Here is a 16,503-nt window from a genome sequence, read left to right as displayed (position 1 = left end):
CGATGAAGCTAGTTGGAATCTATGGCGCCAGTGGATTTGGGCGTGAAGTTATGCCGCTGGCGCGGGCCCAGCTGACGGCCGCTGGAGGCAGTCCGTTTGAGTTGGTGTTTGTGGACGATGGTGACAACGCACCAATAAGCAATGGTCATCGGGTCCTGTCGTATTCGCAGTTCCTGGAAGAGCCGGCTGGCGATAAGCAAATGAGCTTCGCTATCGCGGCCAGCCAAGTGCGCGAGAGACTAGCGCTGCGTGCGGAACGGGATGGTGTTGAATGCGTAGACATCCGTGCATTCAACGCGGTGGTCTTGGATGACGTCACCATCGGCCCCGGGGCGGTGCTTTGTCCGTTCGTCACGTTGACAAGCAATATCCGGATCGGCAGGCAGTTCCACGCCAATATCTATTCGTACGTTGCGCACGATTGCGTGGTCGGGGACTACGTGACGTTTGCTCCCGGGGTCAAGTGCAATGGCAATGTGCATGTCGAGGACCATGCGTATATCGGCACTGGCGCAGTACTCAAGCAGGGTAAACCCGGAGCGCCGCTTGTCATTGGCCGTGGCGCCGTTGTTGGGATGGGGGCGGTAGTGACGCGGGATGTGCCTGCTGGCGTGACGGTGGTGGGCAATCCAGCGCGCCCGTTTGTCAAGTAAGAGGAGCCAAGATGCTAAACACTGGATTTTCTCCCTGGCCGAGCTTTACGCCCGAAGAGATGGCAAGCGTGCAGAACGTGCTGGCCTCCAACAAAGTCAACTATTGGACCGGCACTGAAGGCCGCGAGTTCGAACGCGAATTCGCCGCGTGGGTTGGCGTGGATCACGCCGTGGCATTGGCAAATGGCACGCTTGCTCTCGATGTTGCCTTAAAGGCCCTGGACATCGGCGCCGGCCACGAAGTGATTGTTACCTCTCGCACCTTCCTGGCTTCAGTCTCTAGTATCGTACTGGCCGGCGCGACGCCAGTCTTTGCGGACGTCGATCGAGAGGATCAGAACATTACCGCCGAGACCGTGCGCGCGGTGCTGACTCCCCGCACCAAGGCCATCATCTGCGTGCATCTGGCCGGCTGGCCCTGCGATATGGATCCGATTATGGCACTGGCCAAAGAGCATGGCCTTGCGGTGATCGAGGATTGTGCCCAAGCGCACGGGGCTGTCTATAAAGGGCGGGCCGTCGGTTCCGTTGGTGACATCGGGGCCTGGTCTTTCTGCCAGGACAAGATCATGACCACGGGCGGCGAGGGGGGGATGGTTACCACCAACGACCGTGATCTGTGGGCGCGGATGTGGGCCTACAAGGATCATGGCAAGAGTTACGAGGCGGTATACGAGCGGGATCATCCGCCCGGTTTCCGCTGGCTGCACGAGTCGTTCGGCACCAACTGGCGCATGCTGGAGATGCAGGCGGCTATCGGTCGTATTCAACTGAAGCGCATGGCGGACTGGACCGCACGGCGCGCGACGAATGCGATGGCGCTGGTTGAGGCGCTTAAGCCGTGCAAGGCGCTGCGGGTGCCTTTGCCGCCGGTTGGCGTGGAGCATGCCTGGTACAAGTTCTATGCGTTCGTGCGGCCCGAGGCGTTGGCTGCGGGCTGGGATCGGGACAGAATCATGGCAGAGATCAATGCCGCTGGGATTCCATGCTATTCGGGGTCCTGCTCCGAGGTGTATCTGGAGAAGGCGTTTGACGATACGGGATGGCGACCGGCCGAGCGATTGCCGGTGGCCAAAGAACTGGGCGAAACCAGCTTGTTGTTCCTTGTGCATCCGACCTTAACTGAGGCGGAGATTGGGCGGACCGCGCACGCGGCTCGCGCGGTGTTGGAACGGGCTACGCGAGCTTGACGAAGGAGAGCGTGTGAAGGTGGGGATGGTGCTTGTTGCTTGCAGGAAGGATCGGGGGATTGATTGCGAAGGCGGCGGGCTATGACGCTGTGGCCTCTCGTCATCCCTTTTGGTGATAGCTCGTGGACGTTGCCTCTTTCTGCTTCCATCGCCATCGCCCTGCTGCTGGGCGGGCATCGGGCACGCGCTGTGCGTTGGATGGCTTGCTTCGGCGCCGGCCTTGCCGTGATTGTTGCGGGAAAGCTAGCGTTTGACCTTGGTGGGTGGTGCCTGCCGGCGCTGGGCTTTTACAGCATCAGCAGCCATGCCATGCAGACCACGGCAATCTATCCGCTTCTGTTCATGCTGCTCTTTTCCGCGCTGGGGCCGCGAGCCGCGCGATGGGGATTCCTGCTGGGGCTGGCGGCGTCGATGTTCATGGCGGTAACGTTGTTGGCCGGCAACTATCACACGCTGTCTGAGACGCTGGCTGGCATGGCGGTCGGTGCGGCGGTGGTCTGCACGTATCTGCGCTGGCAGCCGAACTTGCGGCCGGCGCATCTGTCCTTGCTCGTCGTGTTGCCAGCTGCGGTGGTGCTGCTGGTCGATATGCACAGCACGGTCAATCCGACCAAGGCGGCGCTTTGGCAACGCGCGGCGATCTGGTTCGGCGCTACCGAGCAATATACGCGGCAGATATCTACGGATCCAGTCAGTGGCACGCGGCGGGTATCTGTGCGGCTGCGTAGTCTTTCTTGAGCCATTGGGCGCGTTGTTGCCGCGCGGGTGGCTCCCTTTGCGCAGACATGGGGTATCTCGCCTGTGATGCGCGTTCGTGCATTTTCCGTATTCTCCTTCGCGTAAGTCCTGTTGTTACCGTTGCCTATTTTCCTCATGGCACGCCTGTTCCCCTAAGTGCTGCGTGGCGAAGAGGACTCGGCCAGGAGTCTGGCAATCAGCGCAGGATTAATCTAAGATTGCCCCGGTCCGCAATGGTGGTCGGACTAATCTCATTTGTCTCCGTATATCCCGCCAGCCTAAAAAGAGAAGTTCGGCTGCTTCGATCTAACGGTGGCCCTCGCTATCTTCGGGTAGGCGAGATCCCCGAAATCCTATGGCGAGTTCTTTCGTTTATGCCGACGTCGTTTCTTTTGCAGTCATGCGCTCCCGATGCGGCGACAGAGTTTGAACAACTGCTGACAGCGGTGGCCCGGCTTCCCGCGGCTCGGCTGGAGGCCTTGCGTGCGGCCGTGGAGATCGAGCGGGCCACGCGTGCCAACGCGTATGCCGTGCAAGCGGTAAATCAGCCTCCCGGCAGTAATATGCAGCGGGCGCGTTCGCGCGTTCCTGGTCAGCTAAGCTGGACCCTTTATCGGGAAATCGAGAATCCGTTTTGCGGTATCAGGGGCAAGAAGCTTTCTCGCCTGGGTTACACGGATCAGTCCGGAACCCCCATCCGTTCCCCGCTCGAGGGCTGTATTAAGAACGTTGCGGAGAGGGATGGGGTGTTCATGTCTCCGCGTTTTGATTGGTCTCATGCGCTGCGGGGGAAATCCGATTCGCATCGGCTCAGGCCCGCGCCGGCGCTTCAGCTCGAATCCTGGATGACCCCGGAAGACAATGCCGCGAGGCTGCCTTCGACGAACCGGCCTGACGCGAGGCAGGCGATGCCACCGGAAGCTGTCGCTCAGCTGGGCCTGACGGCACGGCAGGATGCGGTCCTGACGCTGATTGGCGAAGGCCTGTCCAACAAGCTGATTGCTCGCCGTCTGGGGCTAACGGAGAACACGGTGAAAGAGCATGTCTCTGCCATCCTGCAGCGGCTAGGGGTGAGCACCCGCATGCAGGCAGCGCTGCGCTTGAGCGGGAGTGCGGCGCGCGCTGCGGATGCCTGGGCGCATGGCGCCGGCGGCCCGGGGCAGGGTGAGTTGCATGCGGCAATGCTCCCGGGCCTCACGCCACGCCAGTTCACGGTGTGGATGCTGATTGGGGAGGGCCTGCCCAACAAGCTCATCGCGCGTCGCCTGGGGTTGACGGAGAACACCGTAAAGGAACACGTCTCCGAAATCCTGCGGCGGCTCAATGTGCGTACCCGCATGCAGGCAATGCTGCACATAGAACGGCTGAGAGAGGCGTCCCTGGCGGTAGTTCCGGCGCTCGGCTATTTGTAGTCCACTACCGTTGTCCTGTGCCTCCCGGGAATGCGGTGCTATGTGCAGTTGGGTTCAGTATCCGCTGACTGCTGCGTGTCATTGCCGGTGGCGTATGCTGTCACCGCATGCCGGTCGAGGCGCAATACAGCGCTTACGACCGCACCAAACGCGAAATCCCTTGGAACTCACCGCCGTCAGAGCCGGGCAACGCCACGCCCTAATGCTCATGAAACATGGCAACTGCCTTGAGTAATTGGCCCGCATGGCTGCGGGCATTCAGGAAAGCCTGCTTTCTCTGGTGGCGGATCTTGCGTTGCAGAATTCGGCGCTGATTGACCACGTCCCCGCAATCCTCTTGGCCCCCGATTGTTGCCGTACTGTAGCCTCAGTAGCCTTGCGTATACACAGGCCGCAACAGCTCACGTTTCCAGGAAGGGTCCATTGCCGCAACAAAATAGGAATCCCCCATCAGGAGGGATCTGAAAAATAGATTTTCACGAAATTGTCGATAATCGAAAAATCTTATCTCTGAATTCAAAATAATATAATTTGTACTGTGGCTGTTATGCGTTAAAGTCCGCTTCGTCTATTCTGATGCTTTTCATATACATGCTTTCATCGCGGAACCGATGCGCGATGGGCTTGGATATCGCCGGTCAGAATGGCTTTGTTTCTTTTCTCTTCCCGCTCCATTCTCCAATGCAATATCGATATGCGTTTGCCGGGGGGAATATCGTGGGTATCTCGAGAGATTGCTTCAGAAAACCATGAGTGAATAGAAAAAGAGGCCAGCCACGGCAACGCCGCGGCTGGCCTTCCGGCTATATCCGCTGCAGAGCGGGGATGGCGCCCAAGCAATGGATGCCACTCAGGCCATGACGTAACACGCAAAAACTCCCGGCGCCCCCCCGACAGTCATCCATGCGATGGCGTCGAGCCGAGACATATCAAGCCGACTGCACGCTGCGCGTGAGGACGTTGTCCGTCGAGCGGGCTTCAGCCCGTCACCTTGCGCCGCCGGTGTGCAGATGTTCGGCGAACGATCACAGCGGCACGCCAGCCCTCGTAGAAGGCGCCCGGGCGGCACGCTGTGGCATGGGTAAGGCGGGGTCCCACCAAGCGTTAGGGGGTAGCATGCAGCAGCTAGGGGTATTTACAAGCGAAGAACTGGATAGTTACTTCGCATCTTTTGTTGGGATGGAAGGGGGTAACCCTCAGGCTTCCGTCTGGTTCTGCGACCGCAGCCCGCATCCGTGGCTGGAGCCGATATTGCGGCCGTTGACGCCGCGCATGGATCCGCTCGCGTGGGATGCGGCGTTCCGGGCGAAGCACCAGGAGGATATGGGGCGGTGGCTCCAGCATCAGCGTATTGCCCGCATCATGGCGGCGGCCCGTGCCGAGGCGCTGGGCGAGCGGGTGGGTGACGAGGCCTGGAAGCCTTATTTCTGGGAGCGGCTGTACGCGCCAGATGGCGCGGAGTTCAAGCTGAACCTGTTTCCGTTGCCTGCGCAACTCGATGGGTTGACGCCGTGGTCCAAGGTGTTCCGGGGCCAGCCGGAACTGGTGCCCAAGGATCGTTACCTGGAGCTGTGCCGGCGTGGCGCGCGTTTTCGCATGCTGAACAAGCTGTGCGCGCGCTGGCGGCCCAAGGTGGTCGTCTGCCTGGGTTATCGGCATGCCGATGACTATATGCAGGCGTTCGGGCTGGACGGGTCGGCGGGCGAGGAGCGGCTGTTGCAGCCGGCTGACCTGGCGAGGGTATTGCGTGTCTTCAGGAGGGATGGCACCACCTGGATTATCTGCCCCGTGTTGGCTGGCAGCGCCGGGCTGACTTCGGACGTGCAGCTCAATGCGTTCGGGCAGTTGCTTGGCGCCATGCTCGAGCCAAGCGATTTCGGAGAACTGGCCAGCGCTTGCCTGGACTATGCCTGAATGCCGGGGAGGTTCACAGCCAGCGGCATCGGGAGAATATGTGGCGCTGGCAGACGCATCGCCCCCCTGTTCTGCACCCGGCAGGACACAACCCTGGCGCTATCCCCGCCGTAGCCGGTACCGCCGGCCTGAGCGTTAATGTCCTGCCGAATGCAATGGGTTGCTTTAACTGTCAGTGCGGCTAGCTCACGAACCTGGAGTCAGCTCGCATTGACTCGCTTGGCGTTGAGTTCGGCAAAATCGGCCAGTACTTCTTCTGCTCCGCGCGCACGCGCGCCGAAGGGGAAGGGCACCAGCACGCGCGAACGTGCGGGCTTGCGGGGCTTGCTGCCGTCCAGTGAACTGTAAGGCGCGTACTCCGGCACGATGGCTTGTACCAGGCTCTGGATCTTGAGCGTGTCGCGCGTGTCGCACGCGGCAAACAGTGCGGCCAGGAAATCGTGCAGCGTGGCCTCCTCCATGGAGTGCTCTTTTGCACACATGATGCGGGTGTGCGAGCTAGGGATGACGTCGTCGCCAATCAGCAGTTCTTCATAGAGTTTCTCGCCAGGGCGCAGGCCCACCACTTTGATCTCGATATCGCCGGCGGGGTTTTCTCTGGTTTTTTCCTCAAGGCCGGACATGTCAATCATGGTACGAGCCAGATCAACGATGCGTACCGGGTCGCCCATGTCTAGGACGAAGACCTCGCCGCCCTTAGCCATCGCGCCTGCCTGGATCACGAGCTGAGCGGCTTCGGGGATTAGCATGAAGTAGCGTACGACGTCGGCGTGGGTGATCGTGATGGGCCCGCCGCCTTCAATTTGCCGGCGGAACAACGGGACCACCGAGCCGGAGGAGCCGAGGACATTGCCGAAGCGCACCATCGAGAAGTTGGTTCGGGTTCTAGGGCGCGCGGCGGCAGCCTGGAAGACCAGTTCCGCCATGCGCTTGCTCGCACCCATGATGTTGGTCGGGCGCACTGCCTTGTCGGTTGAGACCAGCACGCAGGTCTCGACGCCATACATGTGGGCGACATCGGCTACGGTGAGCGAGCCCAGCACGTTGTTTCGAATGCCTTCGGGCATGTTCGACTCGACCAGGGGCACGTGCTTGTATGCCGCGGCATGGTAAATCGTGTCGACCCGGTTCTGGCGCACCGCGGCCGTAACGACCTCGGGGTCGCACACCGAGCCGATGCGTGCCGAAATGTCCAGGTCGGGAAAGAGCTGCCGCAGTTCCTGCTCGATCGTATAGAGCGCAAATTCGGAGTGTTCCAGCAGGACCAGTTTGCGCGGCTCCTGTGTGGCGATCTGCCGGCAGAGCTCGCTGCCGATCGAGCCGCCGGCACCGGTCACCATCACGACCTTGTTGCGTGTATTTCTTGCAAACAGGTTTCTGTTGGGCGGTACCGGTTCGCGGCCAAGCAGGTCTTCGATACGGATTTCGCGGATGGATTGCGTGGTGATCTTGCCGTCCACCATTTCCAGCAGGGTTGGCAGGGTGCGCACTTCCACCGCATGGGCGCGCAAGCTATCGACCACCTCGCGGCGCCGCTGCGGTGAGGCTGACGGAATGGCCAGCACAACTTCGTCGATGCTCAGCTTGCTCAGTTGGTCGGCCAGGCGGCTCACGTCATAGACAGGCAGGCCGGCCACGATCTTGTTGTTCAGCGTAATGTCGTGATCGAAGAAGCAGAGCGGCTGGTGATCGGGGCTGGCACGCATCGCAAGGGCCAGCTGGTAGCCGGCTTCGCCAGCGCCAAAGATGGCAAGCCGGGCCACCTTGCCGCGATTCTTGCGGTATTGTGAGGTGCGCAGCAGCGCGCGTGCCAGGAAGCGCGAGATGACGACGTACGCAAAGGCGATAAACCAATAGATCAGCACGCCCGTGCGCGGCAGGTAGTCGTCCTGCAGCAGCACCGATGCAAGATAGGTGAGGCCGATCAGTGCGGCCAGGCTGACGCCAGACATCCACAGCACCTTGAGATCGATATACCGCAACACTGTGCGGTAGAGCCCGCTCAGGTAGAACACCGGGATGGTGAGGAACGCAATCGCCAATGGCGGCAACGCGCCGTACTGATTGAGCAGATCGGCATCGCCTTTTCTTAACAGCAGGGCGAGCGAGAAGCACAGGGGCAGCATTATCAAGTCGGCTGACACCATCAGAACGACTTTGCCACGGCGCGGAAGTGCGAGTAGCCATTGAGTAAGCGCGGATGTCATATGCATAGACCACATTGCGAATCCGACACCAGAGAGATTGGTGCGGTAAATCATGACTGCCTTGCGTGCTGCAGGATGAGGCGAGGGAATGCCGGATGAGGGCGAGCCGGTTGTGGCTGGCGTCGCGGGAGGCGTCCTTCGTCTTGCGAATGGTGCGAATAGTGCGGCGCGGTGATAGCTACCGGTACCCTGCGTGAGAAGGGAACGAGAGGGGATCTTTAGCGCCATGGTGCGGCATTGCAGGCGAGGTCCTGCAATGCGCTGTGGGCTCGGGCTGGAGAGGGAAGTCGAAGGCGCGAGGGTGGAGGCGGTGCGCACCGCTGATCCACTAACGCATCGCTAGTTCCTGGCTATCGCTATGGAATATATCTAAAAGGTTTTCGCTTTTTTTTCGATTTTTCTATCCCCGCGTAAGTGGGGGTTTCAGAATGGATTTTGATATTGAGCAAGGGGCTTTCGATCTCTCTCGCTACTTTGTCGACCTGCTAATTGCGAAGCCAGCTCCAGGCGAGCCTGCGTTCCAGCGCGGGCATCGGTGCGGCAGTTGCTGAAGTCCGGGTTGTCCGCTGGGTAGACGGCGATTTCGCCCGTGAAGGGGCTATCGACCCGTTCGCGGATCGACAGCGCGTCGACGACTTGGCCCGCATGCTCTCATCAGTTGAGGATCTGCCTGTCTCCGTCCGCTTTCCATCCGAGTCCTCGGGCTCGATTGAAATCGAGGCGCGCGGCACCGGCGGATCGGATGGCGATTTCGGCACTTGGCGAAACGGCTCCCTGGCGGAAACGGAACGTGTTCTGCCAGGCGCGTTGGGGGGTGACGTGGCCCGGGATGGCGCGGTGCCGGATGGCTTGCCGGCGAGGCTCACGCGTCACCATGCCGGGCGGCTGGCGTTGCTTACCTGCCAACTGGAGCGCCAATCACCGCACCAATTGCCAAAAAGTGAGACGCACGGTCAAGAGGTGCGCGGGTGTGGCTTTAATCTTGGACGCTAGAGACCATTGTCTATAAGGCGTGCGCGAAAGGGGGGATGCTTGGCGACCCCTGCCCCGGAACTCGAAGAGCCGGGGGAATCGACGCAACCGGGGCAATGCCGGCAGCGATCCGGTGTCTTGGCGGGTCAATAGGCGTACGACGGGAATGATGGGGGTGTTGGTGATGGCTGATTTATCTGGTTTGACTGGCTTGTCTGGCTTGTCTGGTTTGTCTGATATGTCTGGAATGACGGAGCAGGGTGGGGGCGCCCTGAGCCGCGAGCAGCTCGATGCTTACTTTGCTTCCTACGTGGGTATGGAGGGGGGCAGTCCGGCCAGCGCGGTTTGGTTCTGCGACGCCATGCCGACTTCGGATAGCACGCGGCTGCCCGCGCAGCTTGTCCCGGTGCTTGAGGTGCCGGCGTGGGATGCGCAATTCAGGCTGCGCCATCTGTGCGAGATGGCCAAATGGCAAACGCACCAGCGCATCGCGCGCATCATGGCGGCGGCCCGGGAGATGGTGCTGTTCGGCCGGGACGATAGCGGCGATTGGCAGCGCTACCTTGCGCAATATCTTTACCGGCCGCGCGGATGGGATTTCAAGCTGAGCCTGTTCCCCTTGGCCATCCGTTCTGAGAACGGGTTGCCGTGGACGCAACTGCACGGTAACCAGCCGGAGCTGAACCCCAAATCCAAGTACCTTGCGCTGTGCCGCAATGGTGCCCGGTTCCGCTTTATCGCCCAATTGCGCCGGCGCGAGCGGCCCAAGGTGGTGGTTTGCCTTGGCGAGCGCTTCGAGGCGGATTACCTGCAGGCCTTTGGCATGCGGGGCGTGCCATATACCACACACACATTGCAGCCGGCCGATCAGGCGAGGGAGTTGCGCGTTTATGTCAGCGAGGGGACAAACCTGATTATCTGTCCCGCGGTGGCCGGGGCGGCCGGATTAGCCTCTGACGTGCTGCTGAACGCCATGGGGCGTTTTATCAGCCAATGGCTGACCATGGCCGATTTTCAGGTAAGGCCGCACGAGGCGGAGCTTTGCGAGGCGGAGTACTACCCGGCCTGAGATGGCGATGCAGTGGCCGCGGGCGCGCAGCTCAACGCTGTTGCCGATGCAGCCACTGCCGGAAGTCATCGCCTTGCACTGCGAACGCGGCTTGCCTGAATTCGGTGTTCTCGGGGCTGGTGGCATAGGCGCGCAGGTCGCTGGGCGACATGCCCAGGGATCGGCGGAACGCACGGGTAAAGTCCGATGCACTGTTGAAGCCCAGTCCGTAGGCGATGTTGCTGACCGGCAAGCTGGGGAACTTCACGAGGTCGGCGGCGGCGGCGCGCAGGCGGCTCTTGCGGATATAGGCCTGCACGCCGCCTTCTTGCTCGAACAATCGATATAAGGTCGGGCGGGAGATTTCCATCCTGGCGAGCAGCTTGTCGGGGGACAGCTCCGCCGCGCCGGGGTCGGCGTCGATCAGCCGGCGTGCCCGGGCCAGCATGGCGCTGCGCGCGGCGGCGCGGGCGCCTTCCTCAAGGCGCGCGCCCTTGCGAAAGGCGGCGGTGAGCAGTTGCACGCTGGCGTGCATGGCCTCGGCAGCCGCTTGCGGCGCCATGCCGGGGATCTCGCGGCTCAGCGCCGTCAGGTGCTCCGCGGCCAGCCGGGTCAGCGGGGTGTTGGTTTGCACGATGCGCCCGTGCGCGGCCTCGGCGCCGAGAAAGATGGAATCCATCATCGTGCGTGGCACGAAGACCGAGAGCGCGCGCACGGCACCCCGATGCATGTGGATGGGCTGCCCATGGTCCGTGAGCAGGATGCCGCCCTGTTGCGGCATGGGGTTGTGCCGCATACCTTCGACCACGCCGGCGCTGCCTTCGACGAACACCTGGAGCGCATAGTGCCGCATGGTGTCCGTGGAGATGCGCGCGACGTTGCGCTCCAGGGTGAGCCCATCGCAGCGGCAGTCGGTGAAGAGCATGTCCTCGACCAGGTAGCGGTCGATGCAGGCCTGGAACGGGGCTGCCAGGGTGTCCCGGGTGAGGTTGACGTCCATCACATGCCCGACGCGCTGGCGCCAGGCGAGGATTTGTCCCACGCTGGTGGCACGGGGCCCGTCGCCGCCTACCTGGAAATGGGTATGCGGCAGGCGCGCGTCCGGGGGCGCGGGCTGCGGTTCCGATTGGGTCGGTGCAAGTGCGATGGGAGGCTCGGTCATGGGCGTTGGGCGCACCCGGTGCTGCATAGAACCGGCAAAACGCCGGCGCATCGGCACCACTCTATCGAAAAACCGAGGTTCTTGCAGGCAACGCGTTGTGGCTGTCCCACTTCCATGCCTGTGCTTGCCACGCACATGCTGTGAACACGCTCTGCACATGTCGTGCATTCGCCGTGCATATGCCGTGCATTCGCCATTTACCGCCGCCCGATTGTGCGATGCCGCGCAAAGTGTCGTTACCCCGCGTAAGAAGGGAAAGAAGACTGCCGCGAATCCCTCCAAAGGGGGGCGCGTCATGATCAAATCTCACGCAGAATCTTGCACCGCCAAGTGATTGTTTCGCGCAAACGAGATCGGGCTTTTTGGGGCGGTAGCCGGAGCGTCGCGGGATTGACGATATACGTTCCGGCAATCGCTTTCCCAAAGGGAAAAGCACTGATCCAGATTGGTTGTAGGCAGGTCAAATCCGTTGGAGCCAGGCATTGGTTTTATGCCGGCCGGCATCCGAGACGAAGCAGGTGGGAGGCGCGAAAAGCGCGGGAAGCGCGGGAAGCTCTGCATTCCCCGTCAGCGGGTTGTCTCCATCGTTCTATTAGAGATTTGCCGATGCATTCGAGGCGTCTCACGGCCCGTCACGTCGTATAGGTAAGTACTGCCTCAGCGCGTGGGCATCTTTAATTCCACCAAGCGGTAGGGGCATGGAAATAGAACAGAAGACAGTATTCTCACGTGAGCAGCTGGACGCGTACTTCGCGTCTTACGTTGGTATGGAAGGGGGAAATCCGGCGGCGGCAGTCTGGTTTTGCGACAGCACACCGCATCCATGGGTCGAGTCGCTGGTAGCGCCGCTGGAGCCGCGCATGCAACCAGGCGCCTGGGACCGCGCGTACCGCGAGCGCCATCGCGAGAGCATGGAACGCTGGCAGTCGCATCAGAAGATCGCAAGGATCATGGCGGCGGCGCGTGCGCAGACCTTTGCGCGCCCGCAGAGCGAGTGCGACTGGAAGCATTACTTCGATCAGCATCTCTATGCGCCGGGGGGCGCGGAGTTCAAGCTCAGCCTGTTTCCGTTGCCGGCGCACCTGATTGGCCAGACGCCATGGTCCAAGGCATTTCGCGGGCAGCCGGCGCTGGTGCCCAAGCAGCGCTACCTGGATCTGTGCCGGGCTGGCAACCGCTTCCGTTTTATCGAAGGCATTCGCAGGGAGTGGAAGCCCAAGGTGGTGGTGTGCCTGGGCGAGCGGCATTTCTTGGATTTCGTCTTGGCGTTCGGGCTTGAGCAAGCCCGGGTGGGGGATTTCATTTTGCAGCCGGCCGATCTGGCCAAGACGCTGCGCGTGCTGGAGCACGATGGCACCACCTGGATCATGTGCCCCGCGCTGGCGGGCGCTTCGGGGCTGACTTCCGATGTATTGCTCGAAGCCATGGGCCGATATGTGGCGCGCTGGCTGGTGCCGGAGGATTTTCCGGTTCTGCACTAGGCGCGAGGTAATGCGAGGCGATGCGAGGCAATGCAAGGCTACGTGTTAGCCGGCATCGTTTTACGCGTCCTGATAACCGTAGGAACGGCACGCGGCAGCGATGCCGTTGCGACTCTCGCGAGGGTGGGGGTTACGGGCTGACATGCAAGCCTGCGCTTTCCCCCTCCTAGTAGGGGTGACACGGTTGTGGAGATTGTTTATCTAGTGAAGCTGGCAAAGGCAGTAGCGCAGTTTTGTTGTAGTGCTGCCGATTCCGATCGCAAGAGCCAGCCAGGGTATCCATGAGATGCGACGAGCCAGGGCAGCGTAAGGCACCGCATGCGGTGCGCAGCCAAGGCGTGGTCAGGATCCATAGACAACCTAGTGACCCATTGACCTATCGACGTATCGACGCATTAAAGCATTGACGCATTGACAAATCGACGTATCGATTCAGGAGTGAGAAGAGTGCAAACCAATATCAGGAATATCTTTACCCTCGGCATCATGGCTTCCGCGGCAGCGGCACTTGTGGCTTGCGGGGGCGGCTCGGACTCGACGCCGACCCCGACGACGCCATCGGTCACCGTGCAAGGCAAGGCCGTCGACTTCTACCTGTCACAGGCTACGGTGACGTTCCTCGATTGCAGCAACAAGACCGCCACGACCAAGGCGAACGGGGACTTCACGTTCCCGGATGGTTGCTCCACCAGCGCACTCAAGGTGACCGGCGGTACCGACATTGGTACCAACCTGCCGTTCACCGGCGTGCTGCAGGCACCGGCAGTGGCCTACAAGGCCGGCCAGACCCCGGTGATCACGCCGCTGACGACGCTGGTTGCGCAGTTGGGCGCAACCCAGGCCGCGGCGCTGGCGACCAAGCTTGGCCTGCAAGGCAAGGACCTCACCACGCTGGACCCGATGCAGGACGCTGCGGTGCTCAAGGCAGCCGTGCTGGTGCAGCAACTGGTGGACCAGGTCGCGAAGACGCTGGCAGGCTTGTCGAAGGCCACGGGCGGCACATTGACGGCGGAAGCTGCCGCAGCGGCGGCGGCCAGTGCCGTGGCTAGCGCGGTGAACAACGCCACCGGTACCGCTAACCTGACCAACAGCACGCTGGTCACGTCGGTGATCAACTCGGCCGTGCAGAACGCCAAGGCAGGTTTCCCGGCCAGCGTCCAGGCCAACATTGCCGCGGTGGCGGCCAACGTCGCCGCGCTGGCTGGCCCGGTTGTGGCCACCCAGGTGTCGAACGTGAACACCGCGCTGGGCACGATCGTGCTGGGCACCGACCCCGCTGCCACGCTGGCTGCCTTGCAGCAAAGCGGCTCGGTCAATGCGGTGACCGACAGCGCCAAGTCCACGACGAGCAATGCGCTGGTGGCGGCGGTAACGCCGGCCGCGCTGGCTGACCCGACGCTGACGACCAGCCTGGCTGCGCTCGGCGCTGCCGTGTCTACCGGCAACGCCACGGCAATCCAGAACGCGGCAAGCAGCCTAGGCGGCAACGTCAACAGCGGCGCCATCACCGACGTGGTCAACGCCGTCAAGCCGACCGACTTCATCCAGTTGGCCAGCATGACCATCAACGGCCAGCTGTTCACGAACTTTGATGCCGTGACCGTCACGGGCGGCGGTGCCTTGAGCAGCATCACGGTCGCGACCTCGCAAGTCGGCAAGCCGTTTGGCGATGGCGCAGCTGAAGTCCGTGCGGGTTTGAGCTATACGTATAACGGCAACCAGGTCGATGTCATCATCGAAAAGGTTGCGCTCACGTTTAGCAGCGGTGTGCTGACGGCCGCGCAGGTGCCTGCCAACACCACATACTCGTTCCGCGTCGCCACGGGCGGGAGCCTTTCCGCCGAGACGACCCTGACCAACGCGGTCGCGGACAATCTGTACGCCGGCAGCGGTACACTGAGCCTGCCTTTCTCGGTCTTCCTGGCCAAGCTGAAGGGCGCAAGCACGCTGAACGCGGCGCAGCTCGATGCCATTACGCCCAAGTCGCCCAGCACCTTCCCCGTGACGTTCGCGGTGTCTGGCCTGGCCGGCAAGGCGGTGAACGTCGCTACGCTGGTCAGCGGCAGCCCGCAGAAGACGCTGGCGCGGACGGTGCAGACCAAATCCTCCACGGTTAGCGGCAACGGCATCACGACCTCGGTCACGCTGAACCCCTGATCGGTGCGTAGTGAAGCCCTTCCCATGGTCAGGGGAGGGCCTGCCCGGTCATCCGTCATGTGCGCCATCTGGTGCTTGTGACGGGTGGCCGGCTTCTTTTTGTGTGCAGTCGGCCGGACCAAGAACTGGCTGACGCCATGGATGAGGTCCGCTCCCGGCCTCGGAGTCTCCCTATGCTGTTGTATCGCACGCGCCGGCTCCGCCATGCCGGTGCCTTGATGCTGGGTTTGTCGTGCGTCGGCGTTGCCCATGCGGCCCCCGACGATGTGTTTTTGCAGGCCGAGCCCGCTACGGGCGAGTTCACGTCATTTCGCGTGGAGGCCAGCTATGACATGGTCAACAAGACCGTGGACGTCTTTAACCTGCGAGAGGGCCAGGGTGCCGTGCCGGACAATGCCGGCGACTATCGTGGCGGCAAGCTGATGCTGGGCTACAAGTTCTCGCCGAAGTGGTCGGGATCGGCCACGTACTGGCGCCGTGGCATCGACTACGGGCAGGACAACAACCAGATCGATAGCTGGATGCTGGCCTTGCACTATGACCCGCTGGCCGAGCCTGGCGCGCGGGACCGCATCATGCTGCGCTTCTCCCTTTGGGGTGACCGCGCCGGCAGCCTGACCCGCTCATCCGCGCTCAAGGTCAGGAATGCCACGTTCAACAGCGTCACGGTCAACGACGCCAACGATATCCAGGGCCAGGCCGATGTGATTTTTTCTGGCGACCTTACCGAGCGCAACAAGCTCACCGGGTTTATTGGCCTTGGCGTCAGCCGCGTGACAATCGGCAGCATCAATACGCGGCTGCAGCAGGGCGGGTGTAATTTCAATGTGAGCATCGGCTCGGACAATATTGCCAGCGGCAACCTGGCCGCGCCTTGCCGCGTGGGCAACACCAACCTGCAGTCGGCGTCGTTTTCAACGGACGCCAGCCAGTATGGCCTGAACATCAACGATGATTTCAACTACACGGCCGGCTTCCTGAACCTGGGTGGCTCCTGGCGCTGGAAGTACGAGAACTTCAGCGCGCGGCTGGGCTATCAGTTCCAGTACCTGTTGCGCAGCAACGTCGATAGCCGCGCGAGTGCTTACGGCTATTCCCCCATCAAGTCAAACCACACGCTGGGGATGGAGCTGTCGTATGCGGTGGTGAAAAATGTCGAGGTGTTCCTGCGTGGGCAGGCATCGCTGTACAACTTCGTTGGCACGATCCCGTTTCTCTATAACGCCGCTACCGCAGGCAAGCTCGATCGCTACTACGGCTATGGCTCGATCGGTATTCGCTTTTCGGGGTTTTAAGGCAGGGGTTTTAAAGCAGGGATTTTAAAACGGGAATTTCAAAACAGGGATCGGGGCAATGCGAGCTTGGGCGGGGGGCTGCACCTGGATCCAGGTGCGGGACACCCGGGCAAAAAAAAGGAGGTGTAGGCGCAGGGTGCTCCTACACCCCTTGAACAGTTCAGCAAGGGGTCAGTCTTGCTAGAACGGATTGTCTTACGGCTTGTATTACGTCAGTACCCTGCCTTGGTAGGTGGTCCTCCTTCAGAGGGGAACCTGCGTGATGCGTGTGCAT

Annotated in this window: 12 protein-coding genes and 1 pseudogene; 11 read left to right on the top strand and 2 right to left on the bottom strand. The window is 61.7% G+C overall.

Annotated elements, in window-relative coordinates:
• Positions 1-2 precede the first annotated feature (2 nt).
• From AC1Q7Q_RS14405 to AC1Q7Q_RS14380, 6 genes and pseudogenes are all read left to right on the top strand, one after another.
• A complete protein-coding gene (locus AC1Q7Q_RS14405) occupies positions 3-653 on the top strand; it encodes an acetyltransferase (RefSeq protein WP_492372916.1) in 651 nt (216 codons plus the stop codon).
• Between the two features lie 11 nt (positions 654-664).
• A complete protein-coding gene (locus AC1Q7Q_RS14400; RefSeq protein ID WP_492372915.1) occupies positions 665-1,843 on the top strand; it encodes a DegT/DnrJ/EryC1/StrS family aminotransferase in 1,179 nt (392 codons plus the stop codon).
• Between the two features lie 81 nt (positions 1,844-1,924).
• The gene (locus tag AC1Q7Q_RS14395; RefSeq protein WP_492372914.1) at positions 1,925-2,581 is read left to right on the top strand and encodes a phosphatase PAP2 family protein; all 657 of its coding nucleotides are present in this window, start codon (positions 1,925-1,927) and stop codon (positions 2,579-2,581) included.
• A gap of 914 nt (positions 2,582-3,495) precedes the next feature.
• Positions 3,496-3,696, top strand: a pseudogene (locus AC1Q7Q_RS14390) (response regulator transcription factor); the annotation flags it as partial.
• A gap of 66 nt (positions 3,697-3,762) precedes the next feature.
• A complete protein-coding gene (locus AC1Q7Q_RS14385; RefSeq protein ID WP_492387183.1) occupies positions 3,763-3,993 on the top strand; it encodes a response regulator transcription factor in 231 nt (76 codons plus the stop codon).
• A 1,272-nt stretch (positions 3,994-5,265) separates the two neighbouring features.
• Positions 5,266-5,907, top strand: a complete 642-nt coding sequence (locus AC1Q7Q_RS14380; protein WP_492372913.1) for an XpsR family transcriptional regulator — start codon at positions 5,266-5,268, stop codon at positions 5,905-5,907.
• 200 nt (positions 5,908-6,107) lie between these two features.
• On the opposite strand, the gene AC1Q7Q_RS14375 is transcribed toward AC1Q7Q_RS14380, so the two are convergent.
• On the bottom strand, positions 6,108-8,114 hold the full coding sequence (locus AC1Q7Q_RS14375; protein ID WP_492372923.1) for a polysaccharide biosynthesis protein: 2,007 nt from the start codon (positions 8,112-8,114) through the stop codon (positions 6,108-6,110).
• A gap of 489 nt (positions 8,115-8,603) precedes the next feature.
• Here AC1Q7Q_RS14375 and AC1Q7Q_RS14370 point away from each other — a divergent pair, with 489 nt between their 5' ends.
• Together AC1Q7Q_RS14370 and AC1Q7Q_RS14365 are read left to right on the top strand one after the other, a co-directional pair.
• Positions 8,604-9,107: a hypothetical protein gene (locus AC1Q7Q_RS14370; protein ID WP_492372912.1), complete on the top strand. Its 504-nt coding sequence runs from the start codon at positions 8,604-8,606 to the stop codon at positions 9,105-9,107.
• A 226-nt stretch (positions 9,108-9,333) separates the two neighbouring features.
• Positions 9,334-10,155 (top strand): transcriptional regulator, encoded by an 822-nt coding sequence (locus tag AC1Q7Q_RS14365; RefSeq protein ID WP_492372922.1) that lies wholly within the window; start codon positions 9,334-9,336, stop codon positions 10,153-10,155.
• Between the two features lie 31 nt (positions 10,156-10,186).
• On the opposite strand, the gene AC1Q7Q_RS14360 is transcribed toward AC1Q7Q_RS14365, so the two are convergent.
• Positions 10,187-11,296 (bottom strand): helix-turn-helix domain-containing protein, encoded by a 1,110-nt coding sequence (locus tag AC1Q7Q_RS14360; protein WP_492372911.1) that lies wholly within the window; start codon positions 11,294-11,296, stop codon positions 10,187-10,189.
• Between the two features lie 704 nt (positions 11,297-12,000).
• Between AC1Q7Q_RS14360 and AC1Q7Q_RS14355 the strand changes: the two genes are divergently transcribed.
• The 3 genes from AC1Q7Q_RS14355 (at position 12,001) to AC1Q7Q_RS14345 (ending at position 16,229) form a co-directional block, all read left to right on the top strand.
• The gene (locus AC1Q7Q_RS14355; RefSeq protein WP_492372921.1) at positions 12,001-12,777 is read left to right on the top strand and encodes an XpsR family transcriptional regulator; all 777 of its coding nucleotides are present in this window, start codon (positions 12,001-12,003) and stop codon (positions 12,775-12,777) included.
• Positions 12,778-13,224: 447 nt separating this feature from the next.
• On the top strand, positions 13,225-14,934 hold the full coding sequence (locus AC1Q7Q_RS14350) for a hypothetical protein (RefSeq protein ID WP_492372910.1): 1,710 nt from the start codon (positions 13,225-13,227) through the stop codon (positions 14,932-14,934).
• A 173-nt stretch (positions 14,935-15,107) separates the two neighbouring features.
• The gene (locus AC1Q7Q_RS14345) at positions 15,108-16,229 is read left to right on the top strand and encodes a hypothetical protein (RefSeq protein ID WP_492372909.1); all 1,122 of its coding nucleotides are present in this window, start codon (positions 15,108-15,110) and stop codon (positions 16,227-16,229) included.
• Positions 16,230-16,503 lie beyond the last annotated feature (274 nt).

Source organism: Cupriavidus sp. GW823-FHT07A04 (assembly GCF_058794615.1).
Note: the sequence above shows the minus strand (reverse complement) of the source record. Positions and strands in the feature narration are given on the sequence as shown.

Coding starts and splice junctions, on each gene's coding strand:
- AC1Q7Q_RS14405 (WP_492372916.1), top strand. CDS start 3: ATGAAGCTAGTTGGAATCTATGGCGCCAGTGGATTTGGGCGTGAAGTT.
- AC1Q7Q_RS14400 (WP_492372915.1), top strand. CDS start 665: ATGCTAAACACTGGATTTTCTCCCTGGCCGAGCTTTACGCCCGAAGAG.
- AC1Q7Q_RS14395 (WP_492372914.1), top strand. CDS start 1,925: ATGACGCTGTGGCCTCTCGTCATCCCTTTTGGTGATAGCTCGTGGACG.
- AC1Q7Q_RS14385 (WP_492387183.1), top strand. CDS start 3,763: ATGCTCCCGGGCCTCACGCCACGCCAGTTCACGGTGTGGATGCTGATT.
- AC1Q7Q_RS14380 (WP_492372913.1), top strand. CDS start 5,266: ATGGATCCGCTCGCGTGGGATGCGGCGTTCCGGGCGAAGCACCAGGAG.
- AC1Q7Q_RS14375 (WP_492372923.1), bottom strand. CDS start 8,114: ATGACATCCGCGCTTACTCAATGGCTACTCGCACTTCCGCGCCGTGGC.
- AC1Q7Q_RS14365 (WP_492372922.1), top strand. CDS start 9,334: ATGACGGAGCAGGGTGGGGGCGCCCTGAGCCGCGAGCAGCTCGATGCT.
- AC1Q7Q_RS14360 (WP_492372911.1), bottom strand. CDS start 11,296: ATGACCGAGCCTCCCATCGCACTTGCACCGACCCAATCGGAACCGCAG.
- AC1Q7Q_RS14345 (WP_492372909.1), top strand. CDS start 15,108: ATGCTGTTGTATCGCACGCGCCGGCTCCGCCATGCCGGTGCCTTGATG.